Genomic DNA, 19,752 nt, shown 5'->3' with positions numbered 1-19,752 from the left:
AAAAGGTAAAAAAAGAAATATTTATTCAGATTAAAAAATTCTGAAATAAACTATTGAATTGATAATGATAATCAATTAGAATCTTAATTGATAACGAAATTCAATTATCAAGTGTAATATGAAATTCCGATAGTGTTTATAGAAAGAGGAGGGCAAGTATGAAGCATGCGAAACAAATCGCGGAACATGCAACAATACAAAGTTTTTTAAATTGTTATTTAAGAGAAACAGGAAGTGGAGAATGGATTACAGAGGATAAAAGGATAGAGGATATTTTCTACCATTCATTTCAAAGAGATACTTGCTCTACTTATTTATGCTGTCGGTTATCGGCACAACACATTACTTTGTATGAAGAAGTTATATATAAATCAGCAACAGATCGCCATTTGTTTGGAGAACAATTTTATTATCAAATGGGAGAAAATAAGAATGTTATAAAAGCAGATTACGTTACAGTGATTACGTTCTTAATAAAAGAGATGTCTATCAACTACGGAGAAGGTACGAATCCTGCTGAACGTATGCTTCGAGTTATTTGTAGTTGTCAAAATATTGAATAATTTACAAAGGAGAGAATAGAAGATACATCTGCATTATACGGTTTCCATACATCCTTTATAGAAGCGGAGCAATCTTTATTATTTGGACATTTAACGCATCCAACCCCAAAGAGTAGACAAGGTATTTTGGAATGGAAAAGCACAATGTATTCTCCAGAATTAAAAGGAGAATGTCAGCTTCATTATTTTAGGGCACATAAAAATATAGTAAATGAAAAATCATTATTGTTAGATTCTACAACAGTAATTCTAAAAGAAGAGTTACGTAATGATGAGATGGTTTGTAAAGAATTTATATCGAAGTATTGTAATGAAGATGAATATTCATTACTTCCAATTCATCCGCTTCAGGCAGAATGGCTATTACACCAATCATACGTACAGGATTGGATAGATCAAGGAGTACTTGAATATATCGGTCCTGTCGGTAAGTATTATATGGCAACATCATCACTTAGGACGTTATATCATCCCCAATCAAAATATATGCTTAAGTTTTCATTCCCAGTAAAAGTAACAAATTCAATGCGTATTAATAAATTGAAGGAACTAGAGAGTGGTCTTGAAGGAAAGGAAATGCTAAATACAGCAATTGGTGAAGTGTTAGATAAGTTTCCAGGTTTTGATTTTATTTGTGATCCAGCATTTATTACATTAAATTACGGGGCAAAAGAATCTGGATTTGAAGTAATTATACGAGAGAACCCTTTTTATGGTGAACATGCAAATGACGCTACTTTAATTGCTGGATTAGTTCAAGATGCTATACCTGGGGAACGTACTCGTTTATCGAATATTATTCATCGACTAGCAGATTTAGAAGGTAGAAGCTGTGAAGAAGTAAGTTTAGAGTGGTTTAGACGATATATGAACATTTCTTTAAAGCCGATGGTATGGATGTACTTACATTATGGTGTTGCATTAGAAGCGCATCAGCAAAATAGCGTTGTTCAGCTAAAGGACGGTTATCCGGTCAAATATTATTTCCGTGATAATCAAGGTTTTTATTTCTGTAACTCAATGAAAGTATTAACAAATAGAAATTTAGAAGTAGTAACTTCTTAATATAAAATGATGTAAGAGTCTCTCATTGTAGAGACTCTTTTTTTAAAAATATAAATAACCAAAAATTACCATGTATTTAAATTAAAATTTAACACAATTTATATATAAATAAGGAGGTGATTGGTAATGGCTAGAAATCGTAACTCTAATCAATTAGCATCACATGGAGCACAAGCAGCTTTAGATCAAATGAAATATGAAATTGCACAAGAATTTGGTGTACAACTTGGCGCTGATACTTCTTCACGTGCAAACGGTTCTGTAGGCGGTGAAATTACAAAACGTCTAGTAGCGATGGCAGAACAACAACTTGGTGGCGGATATACTCGCTAATTGTAGAAGGTTATAGGAGAAAGGAAGGATTCTTCCTTTCTTTTTTTTTCAATTAATTGGTATGAATATATTGCGAACTGGATTCAAAGAATAGGAATAATACTATATTTTCCCCAATTTCTTTTGTTGTGAATGGGAAGTAGTAAAGATGTAATAGCCCTGGTGGAATGAAAAATTACGTTCCAGCAGGGCTATTATATGGTCAGAAATATACGATGAAAGGGTTCCGAAGCCAACATGTTAAAAAAAGAAAACTGTTGTTTAATTGCGCTTGCATCAGTTCCACTTGTTATGACATTAGGGAATTCAATGCTCATTCCAATCCTACCGACTATCGAAAAGAAATTACATATTTCATCGTTTCAAGTATCCATGATTATTACAATTTACTCTATTGTAGCCATTTTACTTATACCGATTGCTGGTTATTTATCAGATAGATGGGGACGAAAGATGATAATGGTTCCGAGTTTGCTGATTGCGGCTATAGGCGGAGCGGTAACAGGTTGGGTATCATGGAAAGTTGATAATCCCTACACTTGGATACTGATTGGTAGAGCGATTCAAGGTATTGGTGCAGCTGGTGCAATGCCAGTTGTTATACCTTGTGTTGGTGATTTATATAAAGATGAAAAACAAGTTAGTGCAGGTTTAGGAATCATTGAAACATCCAATACATTTGGAAAAGTGCTGAGCCCTATTTTAGGATCTGCTCTTGCTGCCATTGTATGGTTCTTACCATTTTGGGCGATTCCAATTTTATGCGTAGTATCAATTGTTTTGTTACTTGTTCTAGTAAAGGCAAAGAAACAAGAAGGAGAAGTGCCACCACTTAAAGAGTTTATAAAATCTATTATCTCTACATTTCGAGAAAAGGGAAGATGGTTAATTGCCATTTTTGTATTAGGTGCAATTATTATGCTTATTTTATTCGGAATGCTCTTTTATTTGTCGACGATACTGGAATCAAAGTATGACATACATGGTATATGGAAAGGTTGTGTACTTGCTATCCCGTTACTTGTACTGTCACTTAGTTCATATATGGCCGGTAAAAAAATTGGAGATAATCAAAATGTAATGAAGAAGTGTATTTATATTGGTTTTTTAATGGCAGCTGCATCAGTCATCATTCCTTTATTTATAAAAGGGGTTTATTTACTACTTCTTTGTCTCGTTATTATGGGGATAGGAATTGGTATGGCACTCCCATGTTTAGACTCCCTAATTACACAAGGAATTGAAAAGGAGCAAAGGGGAACGGTTACATCTTTTTATAGTTCCATGCGATTTATCGGTGTAGCAGCTGGCCCACCTCTATATTCTTTTTTCATGAAAGGTGCTGACCATGAAGTGTTTTATGTAACAAGTATTTTCGCTGGTATCGGTGCCGTTATAGCAATGATTTGGATTAAACCAGCAAAAGATGCAAAGAACGTAAAACAGAAACCGGAACCTACTTCATAATTTGTAAGAGAATTGTATGGTGTTTTAAGGAACATGCAATTCTCTTTCGTTCATTAAGAATACATAACTTGTTTTAACATATAAAGCGCGACACCCCATATGATGAGACCCGAAAACTTATTTAATAATACGATTGTCTTTCCAGTTGAGTCTATTTTTTTTAGAAATTTCCCCGCTAAAGCTAAGCTTATAAACCAAATCCAAGAAACGATAATAGTTGCAAGTGTGAAAGCCCATTTTTCACTTCCTATGTATTGAATAGAATTTGTTCCGATTACACCGATTGTATCTAAAATTGCATGTGGATTTAATAACGAAACCGATGCAGCAAAAAGGATTTGCTTTTTTAATGGCATGCTGTTTTCTTGTTTTATATCGTTGGAAGGGTTACTTCTCCAAATAACAAAGCCCATATATAGGAGAAAGAAAAATCCAATTATATATAACGTGTTAGTTAGCCAAGAAAAAGTAAGGAGTACAAGGGAGACACCTTGCACCGCAATCAATATGAGTAACGTATCACATATAGAGGCAGTTAATACTACAGGGGCTGCCCTCCAAATGTTTGGTTGGCTCGCACCTTGATTAAAGACGAAAACATTTTGGACGCCTAATGGAATGATAAGACCAAATGCAAGAATGATACCATGAATAATTGCTTCACTCATCATATTACCTCCTATTTTAATTCATTATGATAGTGTATATTGTATAGAAGAAATGAAAATTTGTATCCATCCATATGGTTGGAGAGGTTACCAACCAAAAAGAATATAAGGTGATATGATGGAAAGATTTGTTTGGAAACCGAATATGTCTCTAGCGACTCCTCTGTATAAACAAATAGAAACGTATATAAAAGAAAGAATCGTTAATGGAGAATGGACTGTTGGAACGAAATTACCTTCACAAAGAGATTTGGCACATACATTCGGTGTGAACCGGAGTACAATTGTAATGGCTTTCGATGAACTAGTGGCAAAGGGATACATTGAAGGGAATGGCAGGAAAGGAACAATTGTTGTAAATAATAATGAGAATGCTTCAACGTACGCGCCCCCGCCTAATTGGCAGTCTTATGTAGAAACAGGACTTCATTATCCGAATCTGCCTGCTATTCAAGAGATTAATCAAGCTGAATTTTATCCGCATGTAATTCGTTTAGGAACAGGTGAGCTCGCGCCGAGTCTTTTACCTGAAAAAAAGATGAAAGATATTATGAATAAGCTTTTAAAGTCGAGCATGATACTTGGGTATGAAGAACCAAAAGGGAATTTCTATTTAAGGAAGAAAATTGCGGACTATTTAAAAGGACATGGTATAGATGTAACTCCTGATTCTATATTAATTGTTTCAGGAGCAATTCAAGCGTTGCAACTTATTTCTATGGGACTTCTTCCAAAAGGGGCATCCATCTTATTAGAAAAACCATCTTATTTATATTCTCTTAATGTTTTTCAATCAGCAGGAATGCGTTTAATTGGTATACCAATGGATGAGAACGGTTTACATGCATCATATATTACGAAATATAAGAAGCAATTTAATGCATCTATTTTATATACAATTCCGTCTTTTCATAATCCGACGAACTTTAGTATGAATGCGAAGAAACGAATAGAAGTGATGGAAATATGTAACGAAATTGGTTTGCCTATTATAGAAGACGCGGTGTACCAAGACTTATGGTTTGATGAGCCTGTTTCAAAGCCTTTAAAAGCATATGATAAAAACGGAATTGTACTACATATTGGGAGTATGTCTAAAGTTATTAGTCCAGGATTAAGAATTGGATGGATTGTTGGATCTGAGCCTGTCATTCAAAGATTGGCAGACATAAAAATGCAAACAGATTATGGTTCAAGTTCTATATCCCAACAAATTGCAGCGGAATGGTTTACAAATGGATTGTATGATGAACATTTACAGGTTGTAAGAACTAAGTTGAAAAAACGCAGAGATTTTATGTTACAAATGTTAGAGAAATATTGTCGTGATATAGCAACATGGTATGAACCGACAGGTGGTTTTTATATTTGGTTATATATGAATGTACCCGTTTCGAACCGTAGCTTATTCGACAAAGCTTTGAAAGAAAAGATTTTATTAAATCCAGGTACTTTGTATGATAGAAGTGCAAACCAATTTTTGCGTCTATCCTATTCATACGCAACGTTAGAAGAAATTGAAATAGGTATCAAAAAACTTGCACAACTAATGAAAAAGTAAGAGGAGAAAATAATGAAACAATATGTAATTTGCCAAATTATCAATGGAGATAAATATTTAGCTGCTTATGCGGATACGAAGCAGGATGCAATTGAAAAAGCAGAATTGTTAGGATTACGAACAGGAAATCGATATACAGTTATTACTGCGGAGGAAGCTGAAGGGTTAACTTATCCTTAAGCTACGTATCATAATGATACAGGAAGTAAATAAGCCTAGTAATATATGATATTACTAGGCTTATTTTTTTGAAAGCGTTACGTGTTCTCGTATGAAAAATAATAGTATTATGAGTCAAGTTGACGGAAATACCGATTTGTTTTTCGGTCCTGATTTCCGTTTCTATATGCATCAATATATTGTCTGAAATTCCACGATTGTAAAAACTTATTTGCGGCGTTATAACCAGAATTGTAAAGCCACTCTTTTTCTTCCTTTGTTAAGTCAAAGTTTGTACTAGTAATGGCTCCTGTTGGAATTATAATCGTTCTTGCTTTTGATTCCTTATCTAAATGACGTAAATCATGGGCTTGCATCATTGTTTTAAATAGTCCTTTGAACATGGAGATAGGCTCGTTATAGTGAGCGGGATCAGCTTGAATCTCATCTTTTACGAAATGAAATCCAAAAGTCGGCCAGCGAGGAGAGGTAGGTGAGTCGAAAATCCAAATTGGGTAATTGCTTAAAATCCCTCCATCAACCATATAACAAGGTTGCTTCCATTTTGGGGTTCTCCATTTTACGGGTTCAAAAAAGAAGGGGATTGTACTACTCATTCTTACAGCTTTAGCAATAGAGAAGCGATAATTTAAAAATCCGTAGTTCGGTAAGTCATCGGGAAAGATAACCATTTTGCCATTACTTATATCAGAAGCGATAATTTTAAGCTTATTTAAATCAGGTAAATCTGTAAATAAGTGAACTCCTTTTTTTCGAAGTAATTCCTCAATCCATTCTTCTATGAAAATATTAGAGTAAATACCAAGAGTAGTCCATGCGCTTAATCCTTTTCCGATAAACGGGATTCTGTCAATAAAGGTTCTTTTCGTAAATTTATTATAATCGATATCAGTTATAATCGTTTTTAACTCTGAGCAAGAGTATCCTGCTGCTAGGAGCGCAGCGATAATGGAACCAGCTGATGTTCCAGCTACACGTTCCCATTCATAGCCTTTTTCAGCTAACGCGCAAATTGCCCCTACATGCGCAATTCCGCGTACACCGCCCCCTTCAAAAACACCATCAATCTTCATCAATCATACTTCCTTTCACATAAAAAATTTGAAAATGGCAAAAAAGCACGTATTGTACGTGCTTTTTTACAATAGTTTTTAAATTAACTAGCAGCCTACAAAGCCGCCCCAACAGCTAGCTCCGATGATGATTAGAAGGATAAATAAAACGATTAATAAAGCGAAACCTCCATAACCACATCCACCGCAACTACCGCCGTAACCGCCGTAACCGCCGCAACTATATCCGTAACCCATGTGGAATTCCTCCTTATATTAAAAATAAAAATGAACGAGGGGAAAATGTGCTGGAAGAAATAATGAACTATCGTGTTTGTAGGAACAATGTATACTATGCTTTTTTAAACTTGTTCGCGTATGTAGGAAGAGCCCGTTTTTTTGGAGGCTTGTTGTTTTTACAAAGAATGGAGTATAATTTTTGTACAATGATACAAATAAGTATGTAAATATAAGGAGAATTTATGAATAAACAAATTGAAGTATTAATTGATAAATATGGGCTGACACATTTAAAAGAGGAACTTATTAATACTGTATTTCCTTGTGTGAAAGTTGTGCCAAAGCAGGAGGCAACAGTTGCGGTAGGTAGTTCGAAAATGGGAGGAGCTCCTGATTTGCCAGCTACATTTGAATACCCAACGCATAAAGGAAATCCGTTACAGTTTCTCGCTCAATTTAATTTAAATGATTTACAAAATGTTGGTATAGATCACAATCTCCCTAAGACAGGAATGTTATATTTCTTTAGCATTGAAAATTATTTTGAAGAAGATGTGAAGCCAACTGAAGCGGGGCGTGTGCTTTATTATGATGTTCCTGTAGAGCAATTAAGAAGAGCAGATGAATTGCAAACGAATTATAACCAGTGTGCAACTACTTTTGAATTGACATATAAATTGCCAGAGCTCTTCATTGAAGATGAGGCTGATTCAGATCGATTCTTACAATTGCTTGAAGAGTTAATTCCGGACAACTACGATAGCCATCAAATGTTTGGAGAGCCATTCTCTGTACAAGAGGAAGTATTATATGAGACAGGAGAATATATGGGGATAGACCCGCAGCAAATGACGCTTTTATTCCAAATTGATTCAGATACTAAAAATTGTAATATGATGTGGGGAGATTTAGGAATGCTTTATTTCTGTATTGGAAATGAAGACTTGAAAAATCGACGTTTTGAAAATACATGTTGTGTATTACAAACTTGTTAATGAAAAAGGTTGTTCTTGTAAAAAGAACAACCTTTTTACAATGTTAAATATGCATAATCTCATATGACCTATACGAAAAAGTATTGTATACTCTGAAACTATACGATACTTTTTTCGTATAGTTATAGAATGTAAGGAGTGACGAGATGGGAAAGACAAGTAAGTATGTGACAGCTACCCTGCTTTGTTCAACTATAGTAATGGGAGGCTTACACGCGTCAACGGTATCTTATGCAGCTACGAATCCGACTGTAGCGACAACACAAACAGATGCAAAGCTATTAAATGATTTCAGAAAAGAATTAAAAAAACAGGTTGATAATCGAGAAGAAAATATGACAATCACTTATAAAACGAAAGATAGAAATGCCAGAAATGTTATGGATCAATTGTATGGTGAGTTTAATAAAATTGTAGATGCAGATGAGTATGTAAAATATAATGTAGCCTCTACTAAATATTCTATTAAAGGGCTACCAGGAAACTATACGTTTACACTGCAAGTGAAATACCGTGAATCAAAAGAGCAAACACAATATGTAAAATCTCAGGCAAAAGCAATTATCAGTTCAATTATAAAACCTGGAATGGATGAGCATGAAACAGTAAAAGCTATTCATGATTACGTTGTAAAGCATGTATCTTATGATACGTCTTATGAAGCGTATACAGCATATGAAGCATTAGCGAATCGTTCTGCCGTTTGCCAAGGATATACGTTATTAACATATGAATTGCTAAAAGAAGCGGGGATCGAAAACCATATTGTAACAGGTACAGGAAATGGACAAGCTCACGCATGGAATTTAGTAAACATTGAAAACAAATGGTATCACCTTGATACGACATTCGATGATCCAGTACCAGATAAAGCTGGACGTGTAACATATTCGTATTTTAATATGTCTGACGAGCAATTAAGTAAAGATCATGAATGGGATCGTAGTAAATATCCAGTGGCATCTACAAGTTACTTTAATGAATTAACAAACAAAATAAAAGCGGGTAGTTTAAAGACTGCTGCATATGAACAAATGTTAAAAGAAACAAATTTAAAATATTTGTCTGCACAATACGGGGCAGACAATTACAGTGAATTTAAGAAAAAATTACAGCAACAATTCGCTTCTAAGCCAGAGAAGGTAGAAGTACGATATAAGCAATCCATGGATGGAACAATGCAGGATATAAAGAAAGTGTTAAATGAAATAAATTGGCCAAAAGGTGCAAAACGTGTATCTTATCAAGTAGCACCGTATAGTGCAATGGCAGATTATTCATTAGCGACAATTACATTTACGTATTAATTAATGAAGAAGAGCATCTGTAAAGGGTGCTCTTTTTGTTATGTATCACTTTAAAAAACAGAATTGTGTGATAAAATTAAAAAGGAAGGATGTGGAATCTGAATGAATTTGTTCGAAAATAACATATTTACATTGATATATACTTGTTTAGTAATCGGACTTATCGTTTTGTTTTTCCTATCATTTACTTTGTTTATTAGAAGAGTATTTCAAAACAGTGTTGCAAAAAAACAACAAGTGATGCATATGAACGAGAAGCTAGACCGAATGATTGAATTTCTTGAAAAAGATAAGAAATAGCGATAGAAGATGTATGAAAAGGAGAAGAGGATGGCTAATTATATAAAAGAATTACGTGAAAAAGTAGGTCACGACTGTGTTCTCATAAACTTTGCGGGTGGTTGTGTGTTGAATAAACATGGAGAAGTATTACTGCAAAAAAGAGGTGATTTTAACGCTTGGGGATTTCCTGGCGGTGCAATGGAAATTGGAGAATCTGCCGCAGAAACCGCGATTCGAGAAATAAAAGAAGAAACAGGTTATGACGTGGAAATAAATGAGCTTATCGGGGTGTATACAAAATATTTTCAAGCATATCCAAATGGAGATAATGCCCAGTCAATTTTAATATTCTTTTCATGCTCAATTGCCGGTGGAGAGCAAAAAGTAGACGGTGATGAAACGTTGGAATTGAAGTTTTTCCCGCTAAACAAAATGCCACCATTGTTTAATCAACAACATGAGGATTGTTTACAGGACTTACTAGAGAAAAGAGTAGGGGTGTATCGTTAACATAAAAAAGAAGCTAATGAGATTAGCTTCTTTTTTATGTTTTATTTATTTCCACCAATCATCAAACATTGATGCTGGAACTTGTCTTTTATGTTCGCTCACTGTGTAACGTTTTTCAATTTTTTCTGCAACGTCAGTTGGAACTGCTTTACCTTCTAAATAATCATCTAGTTGATCATACGAAATACCTAACTCCGTTTCATCAGCTTGACCTGGTTTTTCATCTAATAAATCAGCAGTTGGCATTTTTAAGTAAAGTCGCTCATCCGCACCTAATTCTTGTAAAAGAGCACGTCCTTGACGTTTCGTTAAACCCGTTAATGGTAGTAGGTCTGCACCACCATCTCCGAATTTTGTAAAGAATCCTGTAACAGCTTCTGCAGCGTGATCAGTTCCAATCACAAGTAATCCATGTTGGCCGCCGATTGCATACTGCGTAACCATACGGATACGCGCTTTCACGTTACCTTTATTGAAATCTGTTAATGATTCACCCAATAAGTTTTCGTATTGATTTGAGAAAGCATCAACTGTTGAAGCGATATCAAATGCAACAGATTGATCAGCTTGAATAAATTGTAATGCTAATTGCGCATCATCTTCATCTTTTTGCACTTTATAAGGAAGGCGCACGGCGATAAATGTTGCGTTACCACCTTCATTACGAATTTCCTCCACTGCAAGCTGAGCTAAACGTCCAGCTAATGTAGAGTCTTGTCCGCCACTAATGCCAAGTACAAATCCTTTTGCACCTGTTTTTTTTACATAATCTTTTAAGAAATCTACACGTTTACGGATTTCTGCTTTCGGATCAATTACAGGCTGAACATGTAATGCTTTCATAATCTGTTCTTGTAATGTCATTATGTTTCCTCCTATTCATATTAAAGCGGTAATTAAGTTTATATGTATATTGGTACATACTTCTATCCTTTATTATTTCGCAAAACTAACGAATATACAATAGGATGCGTGTATGAATATGAATGTAGTCATTATAATGAAACTGTTTCGTTTAAGCAATTTTTTTGAAACCTTTCAATAATGTAAGGTTTTTGTCATTTGAATCGATGGAAGGTATTTCCGGACTTTACTAATATAAGAACATAGTTAGTAGAAGGGCGGAGAAGGAATATGAACATTAGAGAACTTGCTTATCGGAATGTAACGAGAAATAGACGAACATATTCAGCATATTTTTTAAGTAGTGCATTTGCCATTATGGCCTTTTTTGTATATTCGTTTTTTGCGTTTCATCCCGCATTAAGTGTTGGAGAATTGGGACGATACGTGTTCGTAAGTATGTCTTTTGCACAGTCCATTATTTACTTATTTACATTTTTCTTTATTTTATATTCGATGGGAATGTTTTTAAAAACGAGAAAGCGTGAATTAGGAATTTTAATGATGTTAGGTATGACAAAATATCAATTAAAGCGTCTTATCTTTTTTGAAAATATTATGATTGGAATAGGGGCAATTATTTTTGGGATACTTTCTGGAATGGTATTTTCCGGAATATTAATATTTGTAGCGCCCATGATATTAAAGTTAGATATTTCCTTACCCTACTACATTCCAATGAAAGCCATTGTTGTAACGAGTATTATGTTTTTCGTATTATTTATGATTATTTCATTGTTTAGTGCAGGAATGATTCGAAAAAATAAAATTATGAAATTGTTTAGAGGATCAGCAGAAGCGAAGCCAGAACCGAAAGCATCCATTATTTCTTCTATATTAGCAGTCATATTGCTTAGTGCGGGATATGCAGGAGCGCTTCTGTCACACGGCGCAATGGTATTTGTCATGATGATTCCTGTTACAACGGTAGTCATTATTGGTACGTATTTGCTGTACAAGCAGTTGAGTGTCTTTATTATTAGACTATGTAAAAAAAGTAAACGTTTCTATTGGACACAGACAAATATTATTACGTTGTCAGATTTAGCTTACCGTATGAGAGATAACGCAAGAATGTTTTTTATTGTAACCATCATTTCAACTGTAGCATTTTCAGCAATAGGTACATTAGTTGGCTTTACATCAATGACAAAGGCGATTATGGAGAGACCAATTGCGTTTCACTATCATTCTAAGCAAGGAAATAGTAATGAATCACAGCATTTGAAGATGATTGACGAAGGATTAAAGAAACATAGTATAGCAGCTTCAAAAACTAATATTTCGACGAAGAAAACGGAGGAGCAGTCGTTAAAAAACGCCACCTTTATAAAGGAATCAGACTATAAGGAATATGCGAAGTTAACAGGAGAACCCTTTAATGCGGTATCCAAAAAAGAAGCTTTATTTTTATCAGTCGATATACCAGGCCCACCGATGAAAGAAAGAAAAGAAATTACTTTACCACATTTGAATGAATCTTTAAAAGTGAAAAAAATTAATACTTCTTCATTAAGTAAAATACTAAGAGGTAACGTTTATGTAATTTCTAAAAATCAATATGATGCATTACAAGAAGGGTTTAAAGAGGAAAAAGATTATGTGTACAAAACAGAAGGAACGAAAGATGAAATAGAGGCTGGTAAAGAGCTCACGTATCAAATGAAGCCTTATGAAGAATATGCAACGTTTAGTGCAGAAGAGTATGAACAAAACCAAAGTTTACAAATCGCAGGACCAATTCTATTTGTAGGTTTCTTTATTGGTATAGTATTTTTCGTATGTGCAGGAAGTTTCCTTTACTTCCGTTTGTTTTCTGATTTGGAGGATGATACTCGTTTGTTTGAAATGATTCGAAAAGTAGGCTTAACGAGTGGAGAGTTATCGAAAGTAGTTACAATCCGATTGGCACTTTTATTCTTCGTTCCTATAGGTGTTGCAACATTACATGGAGCAGTAGCGCTAACTGCTCTGGGACAGATGTTTGAGTACTCACTATTTAAAGAAAATGCGATTGTATTAAGTGTTTTCGTAGGAATTCAAGTTGGTTACTTTTTACTGATAAGATCTCGTTATTTAAAACAATTGAAAGAGAGATTACGTATTCGATAAATGTGTTTTTTTAACTTGAGTACAAAATTTTCTAAAAAGAGACAAGTATTACCAAAAAGTGATAAAATGGAAAGAGCGAGGTGGAAAAAAATAATAGAAAGTAAGGGGGGAGTATTATGAAAGCAACAGGAATTATTCGAAAAGTAGACGAATTAGGACGAATTGTTATTCCTAAAGAGTTAAGAGAAGTATTAGGAATCCAAATCAAATCACCACTTGAAATTTTCGTAGAAGCAGATAAAGTCATTTTACAAAAATATCAACCTTACAATGCTTGTCAAATAACAGGTGATGTTTCAGATCAAAACATATCATTAGCAAATGGAAACATTACTGTTAGTATAGATGGAGCGAAACATTTAATAAAAGAAATAGAGAAGTTTTTAAATAAGAGTGAGGCTTAGTCTTAATTTATTTTATTTTTAAAATTTCATATCATTCTTTAAAAATTATAAAAGGACCATTAAATTGGTCCTTTTATTTTTGTTATTGGTTGTACCAATCGGATGTTTGGTGCCTAAAAATTACGAGATTAATAAAAGAGTAGTATAAAATTAGTAAGCTTTATTGAGAAATATTTTTAAGGAAGGAAAACGAAACGAATAAAACGAATGTTACATTTAAACGTTTTCAAAGGTGGTCTGAAATGAAAATAATATATTTTCAGGAGGGATTACGATGAATAGTAGTACAGCGAATAAACAAAAAGGTATACAATTGATTCCTTTTACAGTAGATAAGGTGGTTGAACAAGTAAATGAAATCCCGCCAGGTGTACAACTCATTCATGCTCCACAAGTATGGGAGAAGAGCGCGAAAGGAAAAGATATTGTTGTTGCCGTATTAGATACAGGTTGTGATGTGAATCATATTGATTTAAAGGATCGTATTATCGGTGGAAGAAATTTCACGAAAGACTACGAAGGGGATCCAAATATTTATCTTGATAATAACGGACACGGTACTCATGTAGCGGGGACAATTGCAGCGAATGAAAATGGTGTCGGTGTTTTAGGAGTCGCACCACTTGCTAAAATGTTAGTATTAAAGGTTTTAGCGGGAGATGGTTCTGGAAGTTATGAGCAAATTATTGAGGCGATTCATTATGCTGTAAATTGGAGAGGGCCTAATAAAGAAAGAGTTAGAGTCATTTCAATGTCACTTGGTGGCCCGCAAGACGTTCCAGAATTACATGAAGCAATTCAAAATGCGGTAAGGCAAGATGTTCTCGTCGTATGTGCTGCTGGGAATAATGGAGATTGTAATGATAACACGGAGGAACTGGACTTCCCAGGTGCGTACTCAGAAGTAATTGAAGTCGGCGCTGTCAATTTAGAACGGAAAATCGCATGTTTTAGTAATTCGAATCAAGAAATTGATTTAGTGGCGCCAGGTGATGAAATTTTATCTACTTATCCTGAGGGGAAATATGCGGTATTAAGTGGAACTTCTATGGCGACACCGCATGTCGCTGGAGCGCTGGCATTGCTCATTAAGCAGTGTGAGAGAGAATATGGTAGAAAGTTATCAGAGCCAGAAATATATGCACAACTTATTAAAAGAACTGTACCTTTAGGGTATGAACGTACATCTGAAGGGAATGGATTAATAGATTTATTAAAAGAATAGCAAATACGAAAAAACATCTCATATTCATATGAGATGTTTTTTCGTATGGTTCTGTCGCATATACAGGGGAATCTAGTATTTAATTCTTTTTCACGAAATGGTTGACACAACTATATCTATTTTTTCTGAAATAGAGGCTATGCATCCATTAAATATTACGAATACGTTGTTCGGTGGCGATATCGAAAAAGTGTGCTTTCGCTAAACTAAAAGCTAATGGAAGTGTATCGTTAGCTTTAATCTCGGAACGAGCATTAATTCGCGCAACAAAGTTTTGATTCGAAAGTTTTCCATGAATCATCGTTTCAGCACCTAATAATTCAGCAACTTCTACTGTAATTTCGACTGTGGATTCAGGTGAAGATTGAAGAACGATTGGTTCATCATGAATGTCTTCAGGACGAATGCCGAGTATGATTTTTTGTCCATTATATCCTTTTTGCTTTAATGTTTTTAGTTGGCCATCTGGTACTTTGAAGCGAATATTTTCTATATAGAAATAGTTCTCTTGTAATGTCCCGGTAAAGAAATTCATAGCTGGAGAACCAATGAATCCACCAACAAATATGTTTTCAGGAGTATCATATACTTCTTTTGGAGTACCCACTTGCTGGATGAGCCCATCTTTCATAACAACAAGGCGTGATGCCATTGTCATAGCTTCTGTTTGATCATGTGTTACATATATAGTGGTCGTATTTAAACGACGATGCAGTTTGGAGATTTCTGAACGCATACTGACGCGTAATTTTGCGTCTAAATTCGATAGAGGCTCGTCCATTAAAAATACTTTTGCGTCACGGACGATAGCTCTTCCTAGCGCAACCCGTTGGCGTTGCCCACCCGATAATGCCTTCGGTTTTCGTTGTAAGTAATCTTCAAGCCCTAAGATTTTCGCTGCCTCCGTTACTCGGCGATTAATTTCATCTTTTGGAAGTTTGCGTAGTTTTAAGCCAAACGCGATATTATCATAAACAGTCATATGCGGGTATAGTGCGTAATTTTGAAATACCATCGCAATGTTGCGATCTTTTGGAGCGACATCATTCATACGCTCTCCATCAATATAAAACGAACCATCAGAAATGTCTTCTAGACCTGCAATCATACGTAGAGTTGTTGATTTTCCGCATCCAGAAGGACCGACAAATACGATAAACTCTTTATCTTCAATATGTAAATTAAAGTCAGAAACAGCAGTAGTTTTATTATCATAAACTTTAAAAATATGATCTAATACTAGTTCGGTCATAAATATTCACTCCTTTTCATAATTGATTGAATTATAAGATTTTTATAACCGTAAGTAAATCGGCATTGTGCACAAAAGAATGAGAGGGTTTTATACAAGTTTAAAGATGTAAGAAACGAGAAAGCACCTGTAGGATGTACTTTCATCTATAGATATGGGATGAAAGTATTACTTTTTCGTAGAAAAATATGTAAAAAGAGTTTCCAAGTCATAAAACAATGATGGTATGAGAAAATGAATATTTTATCGTCTTTCATGAGAGCTTCACGAGATATCTAAAGAAAGAAACGCCATATAAACTGCTACTGCGCCTTCAAAAGTTTTTATATTCATTCCTGTTTTTTCAATGAATTTATCAATTCGATACTGCAAAGTATTACGATGTAAATATAATTGTTTCGCTGCAAGAGATACATTTAAGTTACATTGGAAGAATACTTTAACGCTATCTATAAGTTCTTTGTCATTCGAAATGTGTGCCAATAATTGATTCGTGTACTTTTTTCTTTCTTCTTTTGATAATGAGATCATTAATTGATAAGGGAGCAGTTGTTCAATGTGTGTAATTTTTTTGGATAAATAGGGAGAAAGAACAGAAAATAATTTTCGCTCCCATTCATACAGATAAGCAAATTCAGTTGTTTGCGTATAGCGTCTGCCAATAAAGAAGGATAGGGATATAAAAAAATCTGTTTCTAGTGTATCAAGGGCTGCTCGCAATATAGACTCAGGTACATTTTCTTCTAATATGAGGACACCGGCTTGCGAAGTTTCCCATATCATTGTAGTAGTAAAAGAAAACATGGACTGTAAAGCATCTTGAAATTCTTCTCTCTCTATTATGGGTTGTGTTGTGAAAAAGTGTAAAAAACGAACTGATAGTATAGAAATATTATTATTTTTGTATAATGCTTCATGCCATGATTTTTCTTTTTCTGTTTTATAAAATGTATCAGTATGAATGGGCGTTAAGATGGATGAAAGCAATTGATGCTCCTTTTGATGTAATCGGATTTTTCGAATCCCGACTTTGTTTCCTTCAACTAAAAACCAGCTATAATCTTCAGATAACACAGCTGCATTGATTTTGATATCCTCACCATAGTATGTTTTTAATTGTTGAATCATAGGAACACTCTCCTTTCTAAAATAATAGTATCAATATAGTAAAGAAGTATAGATTCATTGCGATTATCTTTAAAATTTCGCGCTAGAATCTGGTTTGTTTTTGCTAGAATTGATAGTGTTTCTGTATTGTGAAGGAGATAGATTCGTTTCTCGTTTAAATGATTGTGCAAAGAATGATTGGGAAGAAAAACCGGTAATGGTTGAAATATTAGAAATCGAATAGTTGGTCGTTTCTAATAATATTTTGCTTTCTCTAATACGAGTTTGAATTAAGTATTCAATAGGCGAAACACCAACGAATTTCCTGAAGGAATGAGATAAATAATATTTATTAATATGACTGATTCTTGCTAATGTATCCAGACTTATATTTTCGTGAAAATGCTGCTTAATATAGTTTTTTATAAATTCAATATCTTTATTGATTTTTTGAGTAGATGTTTTTTCTACATTAAAAGATTTTTTTCTCATCATTTTAAGTAGTAAAATTTCCAGAATATTTTGTATAATTAAATCGTAATCTTCTTGATGATTTTCCACTTCCTCAATTAATTGCTGAAGGTAGAAGAGGAAGCTCTTTTGATCCTGTTTATAGTTGTGAATAGTGACTTGACTAGGATTTTCTATGGATGAAAAGGACAAACCTTGAATACCAAGTGCGATGTATTCGAGTGGGTGATTCGTATCAGATTTTTCTGTGTGCTCGATATTTGGATTGATGATAATCAAATTGTGCTCTTGGACAGGGATTTCTTCTTTGTAAAAGATAAAAGTTCCTTTGCCCTTGGTAATATACAATAGCTCTGTAAAGTGATGCGCATGAATGGTACTATGCCAATCTTTATCGTATTTTGATTTTGTTATATAAAGAAGTTTTACTGGAAGATGGTTTCGTTGAATTTGTGGAATCTCATATACTTCATTGGACAAATGAATCCCTCCTTCGTAGACTTTTTATCTATGTTATAAAGATTTTAGTGGGATATTCAGTAAAAAGCAAGATATCTAAAAAACAGAACAAGATGTTTATTGTGAAAGCGTTATCTATTTTGTATTCTTTAATTATGAAAGGAAGATTAGGAGATGGGGGTAAATAAAGATGAAAAAAAAGTTATTGTTGTCTGGAATGACAGCTTTGTTATCTTTTAGTTTAATAGCTTGCCAAGGTAATACTACAAAAGTTGATAACTCTAAGGAAGGTAAAGGCTCCAGTGAAAAACAAACCCTTCATGTGGCAACACTTGAATCGGCTTATGGTAAAGAGATGTGGAGCAAAGTCATTGACGCATATGAAGCTGCTAATCCAAAAGTTAATGTTAAATTGACGGTGGACAAAAATCTTGAGGATGTCATAGGCTCAAATATGAAAGCAGGAAAATATCCAGATGTTGTGTTGTTGGCAACCGGGAGAAAACAGGCACTAACAGAAACTTTAATTAAAGATAAAGCATTAGAAGACATTACCGATGTTTTTGATAAAAATGTTTATGGTGAAGATGTTAAAGTGAAAGATAAGTTAGTACCAGGGCTTACTGGTACACCTGCGACTAATCCTTATAATGACGGTAAAATTTATATGGCACCGATGTTCTATAGTCCAACTGGATTATTTTATAATGCTAGTTTATTTAAGGAAAAAGGTTGGGAAGTGCCGAAGACTTGGGACGAGATGTGGGCCTTGGGAGATAAAGCGAGAGCAGAAGGAATTTCATTATTTACTTATCCTACAACAGGCTACTTTGATACATTCTTCTACTCTTTACTACTAGGGGTGGGTGGACCTGAGTTATTTAATAAAGCTATGAAATATGCAGATGGTGTTTGGGAAACTTCTGAAGCAACAAAATCTTTTGGAATTATCGGAAAATTAGGAAAATACACAGAACCAACTACTGTTGCGAATGCAAATGATAAAGACTACAAGAAAAATCAACAATTGGTTCTCGATAACAAAGCTTTGTTTATGCCAAATGGTACATGGGTAGTTGGTGAAATGAAAGAAGCTCCTCGATCTAAAGGGTTTGAATGGGGCATGATGGCTTTACCAACAATTGATGCTAATAGCGACCGTTATGCATTTACTTTCTTTGAACAAATGTGGATTCCTTCGGCAGCTAAAAATAAACAACTTGCTAAAGAGTTCATGACGTTTGTTTATTCGGATAAGGCAGCTGAAATTTTTGCTGAATCGAGTGCGATTCAGCCTATCAAAGGCCTTTCTAATAAACTGACAGGTGAAAATAAATCATTCTATAGTATCTATGATAATGGAGTGAAAGTGGGAATAGGTGGATTTGCTGCAACGAAAGCCGTTGAAGGTGTAAGTATGCCGGATACATTATTTAGAACGATTGATAGTGTTATTTCTGGTGATAAAAAGGTGAAAGATTGGCAAAGCTCTGTTGAAAAAGTGAGTGACCAATTACGGTCTGCATTAAAATAAATTCGTTTTCACTACGTACAATGGTGAGTCGCTAGTCTCACCATTGTACTTATTAACTGAGG

19 protein-coding genes and 1 pseudogene are annotated in these 19,752 nt (G+C 34.4%); 13 read left to right on the top strand and 7 right to left on the bottom strand.

Annotated features, from left to right (window positions below):
* Nucleotides 1-158 precede the first annotated feature (158 nt).
* From ACUN0F_RS23790 to ACUN0F_RS23780, 3 genes and pseudogenes are all read left to right on the top strand, one after another.
* Nucleotides 159-1,610, top strand: a pseudogene (locus ACUN0F_RS23790) (IucA/IucC family protein); the annotation flags it as partial.
* A 144-nt stretch (nt 1,611-1,754) separates the two neighbouring features.
* Entirely contained in the window at nt 1,755-1,961 is a 207-nt protein-coding gene (locus tag ACUN0F_RS23785; RefSeq protein WP_000113545.1) for an alpha/beta-type small acid-soluble spore protein, read from the top strand.
* 237 nt (nt 1,962-2,198) lie between these two features.
* Nucleotides 2,199-3,428, top strand: coding sequence for an MFS transporter (locus ACUN0F_RS23780; protein WP_445540289.1), 1,230 nt, complete (start codon nt 2,199-2,201; stop codon nt 3,426-3,428).
* Nucleotides 3,429-3,481: 53 nt separating this feature from the next.
* On the opposite strand, the gene ACUN0F_RS23775 is transcribed toward ACUN0F_RS23780, so the two are convergent.
* Nucleotides 3,482-4,096, bottom strand: a complete 615-nt coding sequence (locus tag ACUN0F_RS23775) for a LysE/ArgO family amino acid transporter (RefSeq protein WP_445540288.1) — start codon at nt 4,094-4,096, stop codon at nt 3,482-3,484.
* 118 nt (nt 4,097-4,214) lie between these two features.
* On the opposite strand from ACUN0F_RS23775, the gene ACUN0F_RS23770 reads away from it, so the two are divergent.
* On the top strand, nt 4,215-5,657 hold the full coding sequence (locus ACUN0F_RS23770; protein WP_445540287.1) for an aminotransferase-like domain-containing protein: 1,443 nt from the start codon (nt 4,215-4,217) through the stop codon (nt 5,655-5,657).
* 12 nt (nt 5,658-5,669) lie between these two features.
* A complete protein-coding gene (locus ACUN0F_RS23765; protein ID WP_046954990.1) occupies nt 5,670-5,837 on the top strand; it encodes a DUF3933 family protein in 168 nt (55 codons plus the stop codon).
* A gap of 107 nt (nt 5,838-5,944) precedes the next feature.
* Here the strand turns inward: ACUN0F_RS23765 and ACUN0F_RS23760 are convergent, their stop codons facing one another.
* On the bottom strand, nt 5,945-6,910 hold the full coding sequence (locus tag ACUN0F_RS23760; protein ID WP_075311033.1) for a patatin-like phospholipase family protein: 966 nt from the start codon (nt 6,908-6,910) through the stop codon (nt 5,945-5,947).
* Nucleotides 6,911-6,997: 87 nt separating this feature from the next.
* Nucleotides 6,998-7,147, bottom strand: a complete 150-nt coding sequence (locus ACUN0F_RS23755) for a YjcZ family sporulation protein (RefSeq protein ID WP_046197626.1) — start codon at nt 7,145-7,147, stop codon at nt 6,998-7,000.
* Nucleotides 7,148-7,371: 224 nt separating this feature from the next.
* On the opposite strand from ACUN0F_RS23755, the gene ACUN0F_RS23750 reads away from it, so the two are divergent.
* The 4 genes from ACUN0F_RS23750 to ACUN0F_RS23735 all read left to right on the top strand — a co-directional run bounded on the left by ACUN0F_RS23750 (nt 7,372) and on the right by ACUN0F_RS23735 (nt 10,223).
* Nucleotides 7,372-8,124, top strand: a complete 753-nt coding sequence (locus ACUN0F_RS23750) for a YwqG family protein (protein ID WP_088081095.1) — start codon at nt 7,372-7,374, stop codon at nt 8,122-8,124.
* 146 nt (nt 8,125-8,270) lie between these two features.
* On the top strand, nt 8,271-9,431 hold the full coding sequence (locus ACUN0F_RS23745; RefSeq protein ID WP_445540286.1) for a transglutaminase domain-containing protein: 1,161 nt from the start codon (nt 8,271-8,273) through the stop codon (nt 9,429-9,431).
* A gap of 102 nt (nt 9,432-9,533) precedes the next feature.
* Nucleotides 9,534-9,731, top strand: coding sequence for a DUF4083 domain-containing protein (locus ACUN0F_RS23740; RefSeq protein WP_264461266.1), 198 nt, complete (start codon nt 9,534-9,536; stop codon nt 9,729-9,731).
* A gap of 30 nt (nt 9,732-9,761) precedes the next feature.
* Nucleotides 9,762-10,223, top strand: coding sequence for an NUDIX hydrolase (locus ACUN0F_RS23735; RefSeq protein WP_000024990.1), 462 nt, complete (start codon nt 9,762-9,764; stop codon nt 10,221-10,223).
* Nucleotides 10,224-10,268: 45 nt separating this feature from the next.
* On the opposite strand, the gene nadE is transcribed toward ACUN0F_RS23735, so the two are convergent.
* Nucleotides 10,269-11,087 (bottom strand): ammonia-dependent NAD(+) synthetase, encoded by an 819-nt coding sequence (gene nadE / locus ACUN0F_RS23730; protein ID WP_046959191.1) that lies wholly within the window; start codon nt 11,085-11,087, stop codon nt 10,269-10,271.
* Between the two features lie 270 nt (nt 11,088-11,357).
* Between nadE and ACUN0F_RS23725 the strand changes: the two genes are divergently transcribed.
* The 3 genes from ACUN0F_RS23725 to ACUN0F_RS23715 all read left to right on the top strand — a co-directional run bounded on the left by ACUN0F_RS23725 (nt 11,358) and on the right by ACUN0F_RS23715 (nt 14,867).
* Nucleotides 11,358-13,238: an FtsX-like permease family protein gene (locus tag ACUN0F_RS23725; RefSeq protein ID WP_445540285.1), complete on the top strand. Its 1,881-nt coding sequence runs from the start codon at nt 11,358-11,360 to the stop codon at nt 13,236-13,238.
* 116 nt (nt 13,239-13,354) lie between these two features.
* Nucleotides 13,355-13,642, top strand: coding sequence for an AbrB/MazE/SpoVT family DNA-binding domain-containing protein (locus tag ACUN0F_RS23720; protein ID WP_000648282.1), 288 nt, complete (start codon nt 13,355-13,357; stop codon nt 13,640-13,642).
* A 274-nt stretch (nt 13,643-13,916) separates the two neighbouring features.
* The gene (locus tag ACUN0F_RS23715; protein WP_046954984.1) at nt 13,917-14,867 is read left to right on the top strand and encodes a serine protease; all 951 of its coding nucleotides are present in this window, start codon (nt 13,917-13,919) and stop codon (nt 14,865-14,867) included.
* A 148-nt stretch (nt 14,868-15,015) separates the two neighbouring features.
* Here the strand turns inward: ACUN0F_RS23715 and ACUN0F_RS23710 are convergent, their stop codons facing one another.
* From ACUN0F_RS23710 to ACUN0F_RS23700, 3 genes are all read right to left on the bottom strand, one after another.
* Nucleotides 15,016-16,119, bottom strand: coding sequence for an ABC transporter ATP-binding protein (locus ACUN0F_RS23710; protein WP_000138024.1), 1,104 nt, complete (start codon nt 16,117-16,119; stop codon nt 15,016-15,018).
* A 264-nt stretch (nt 16,120-16,383) separates the two neighbouring features.
* Nucleotides 16,384-17,247 (bottom strand): PucR family transcriptional regulator, encoded by an 864-nt coding sequence (locus ACUN0F_RS23705; protein ID WP_264461270.1) that lies wholly within the window; start codon nt 17,245-17,247, stop codon nt 16,384-16,386.
* 69 nt (nt 17,248-17,316) lie between these two features.
* Nucleotides 17,317-18,177, bottom strand: a complete 861-nt coding sequence (locus tag ACUN0F_RS23700) for an AraC family transcriptional regulator (RefSeq protein WP_000064380.1) — start codon at nt 18,175-18,177, stop codon at nt 17,317-17,319.
* 169 nt (nt 18,178-18,346) lie between these two features.
* On the opposite strand from ACUN0F_RS23700, the gene ACUN0F_RS23695 reads away from it, so the two are divergent.
* Nucleotides 18,347-19,690 (top strand): carbohydrate ABC transporter substrate-binding protein, encoded by a 1,344-nt coding sequence (locus tag ACUN0F_RS23695; RefSeq protein ID WP_445540284.1) that lies wholly within the window; start codon nt 18,347-18,349, stop codon nt 19,688-19,690.
* Nucleotides 19,691-19,752: the final 62 nt, after the last annotated feature.

The sequence above is a fragment of the Bacillus sp. 1A genome, assembly GCF_052682215.1.
This window is presented reverse-complemented; position numbering and strand designations above follow the sequence as displayed.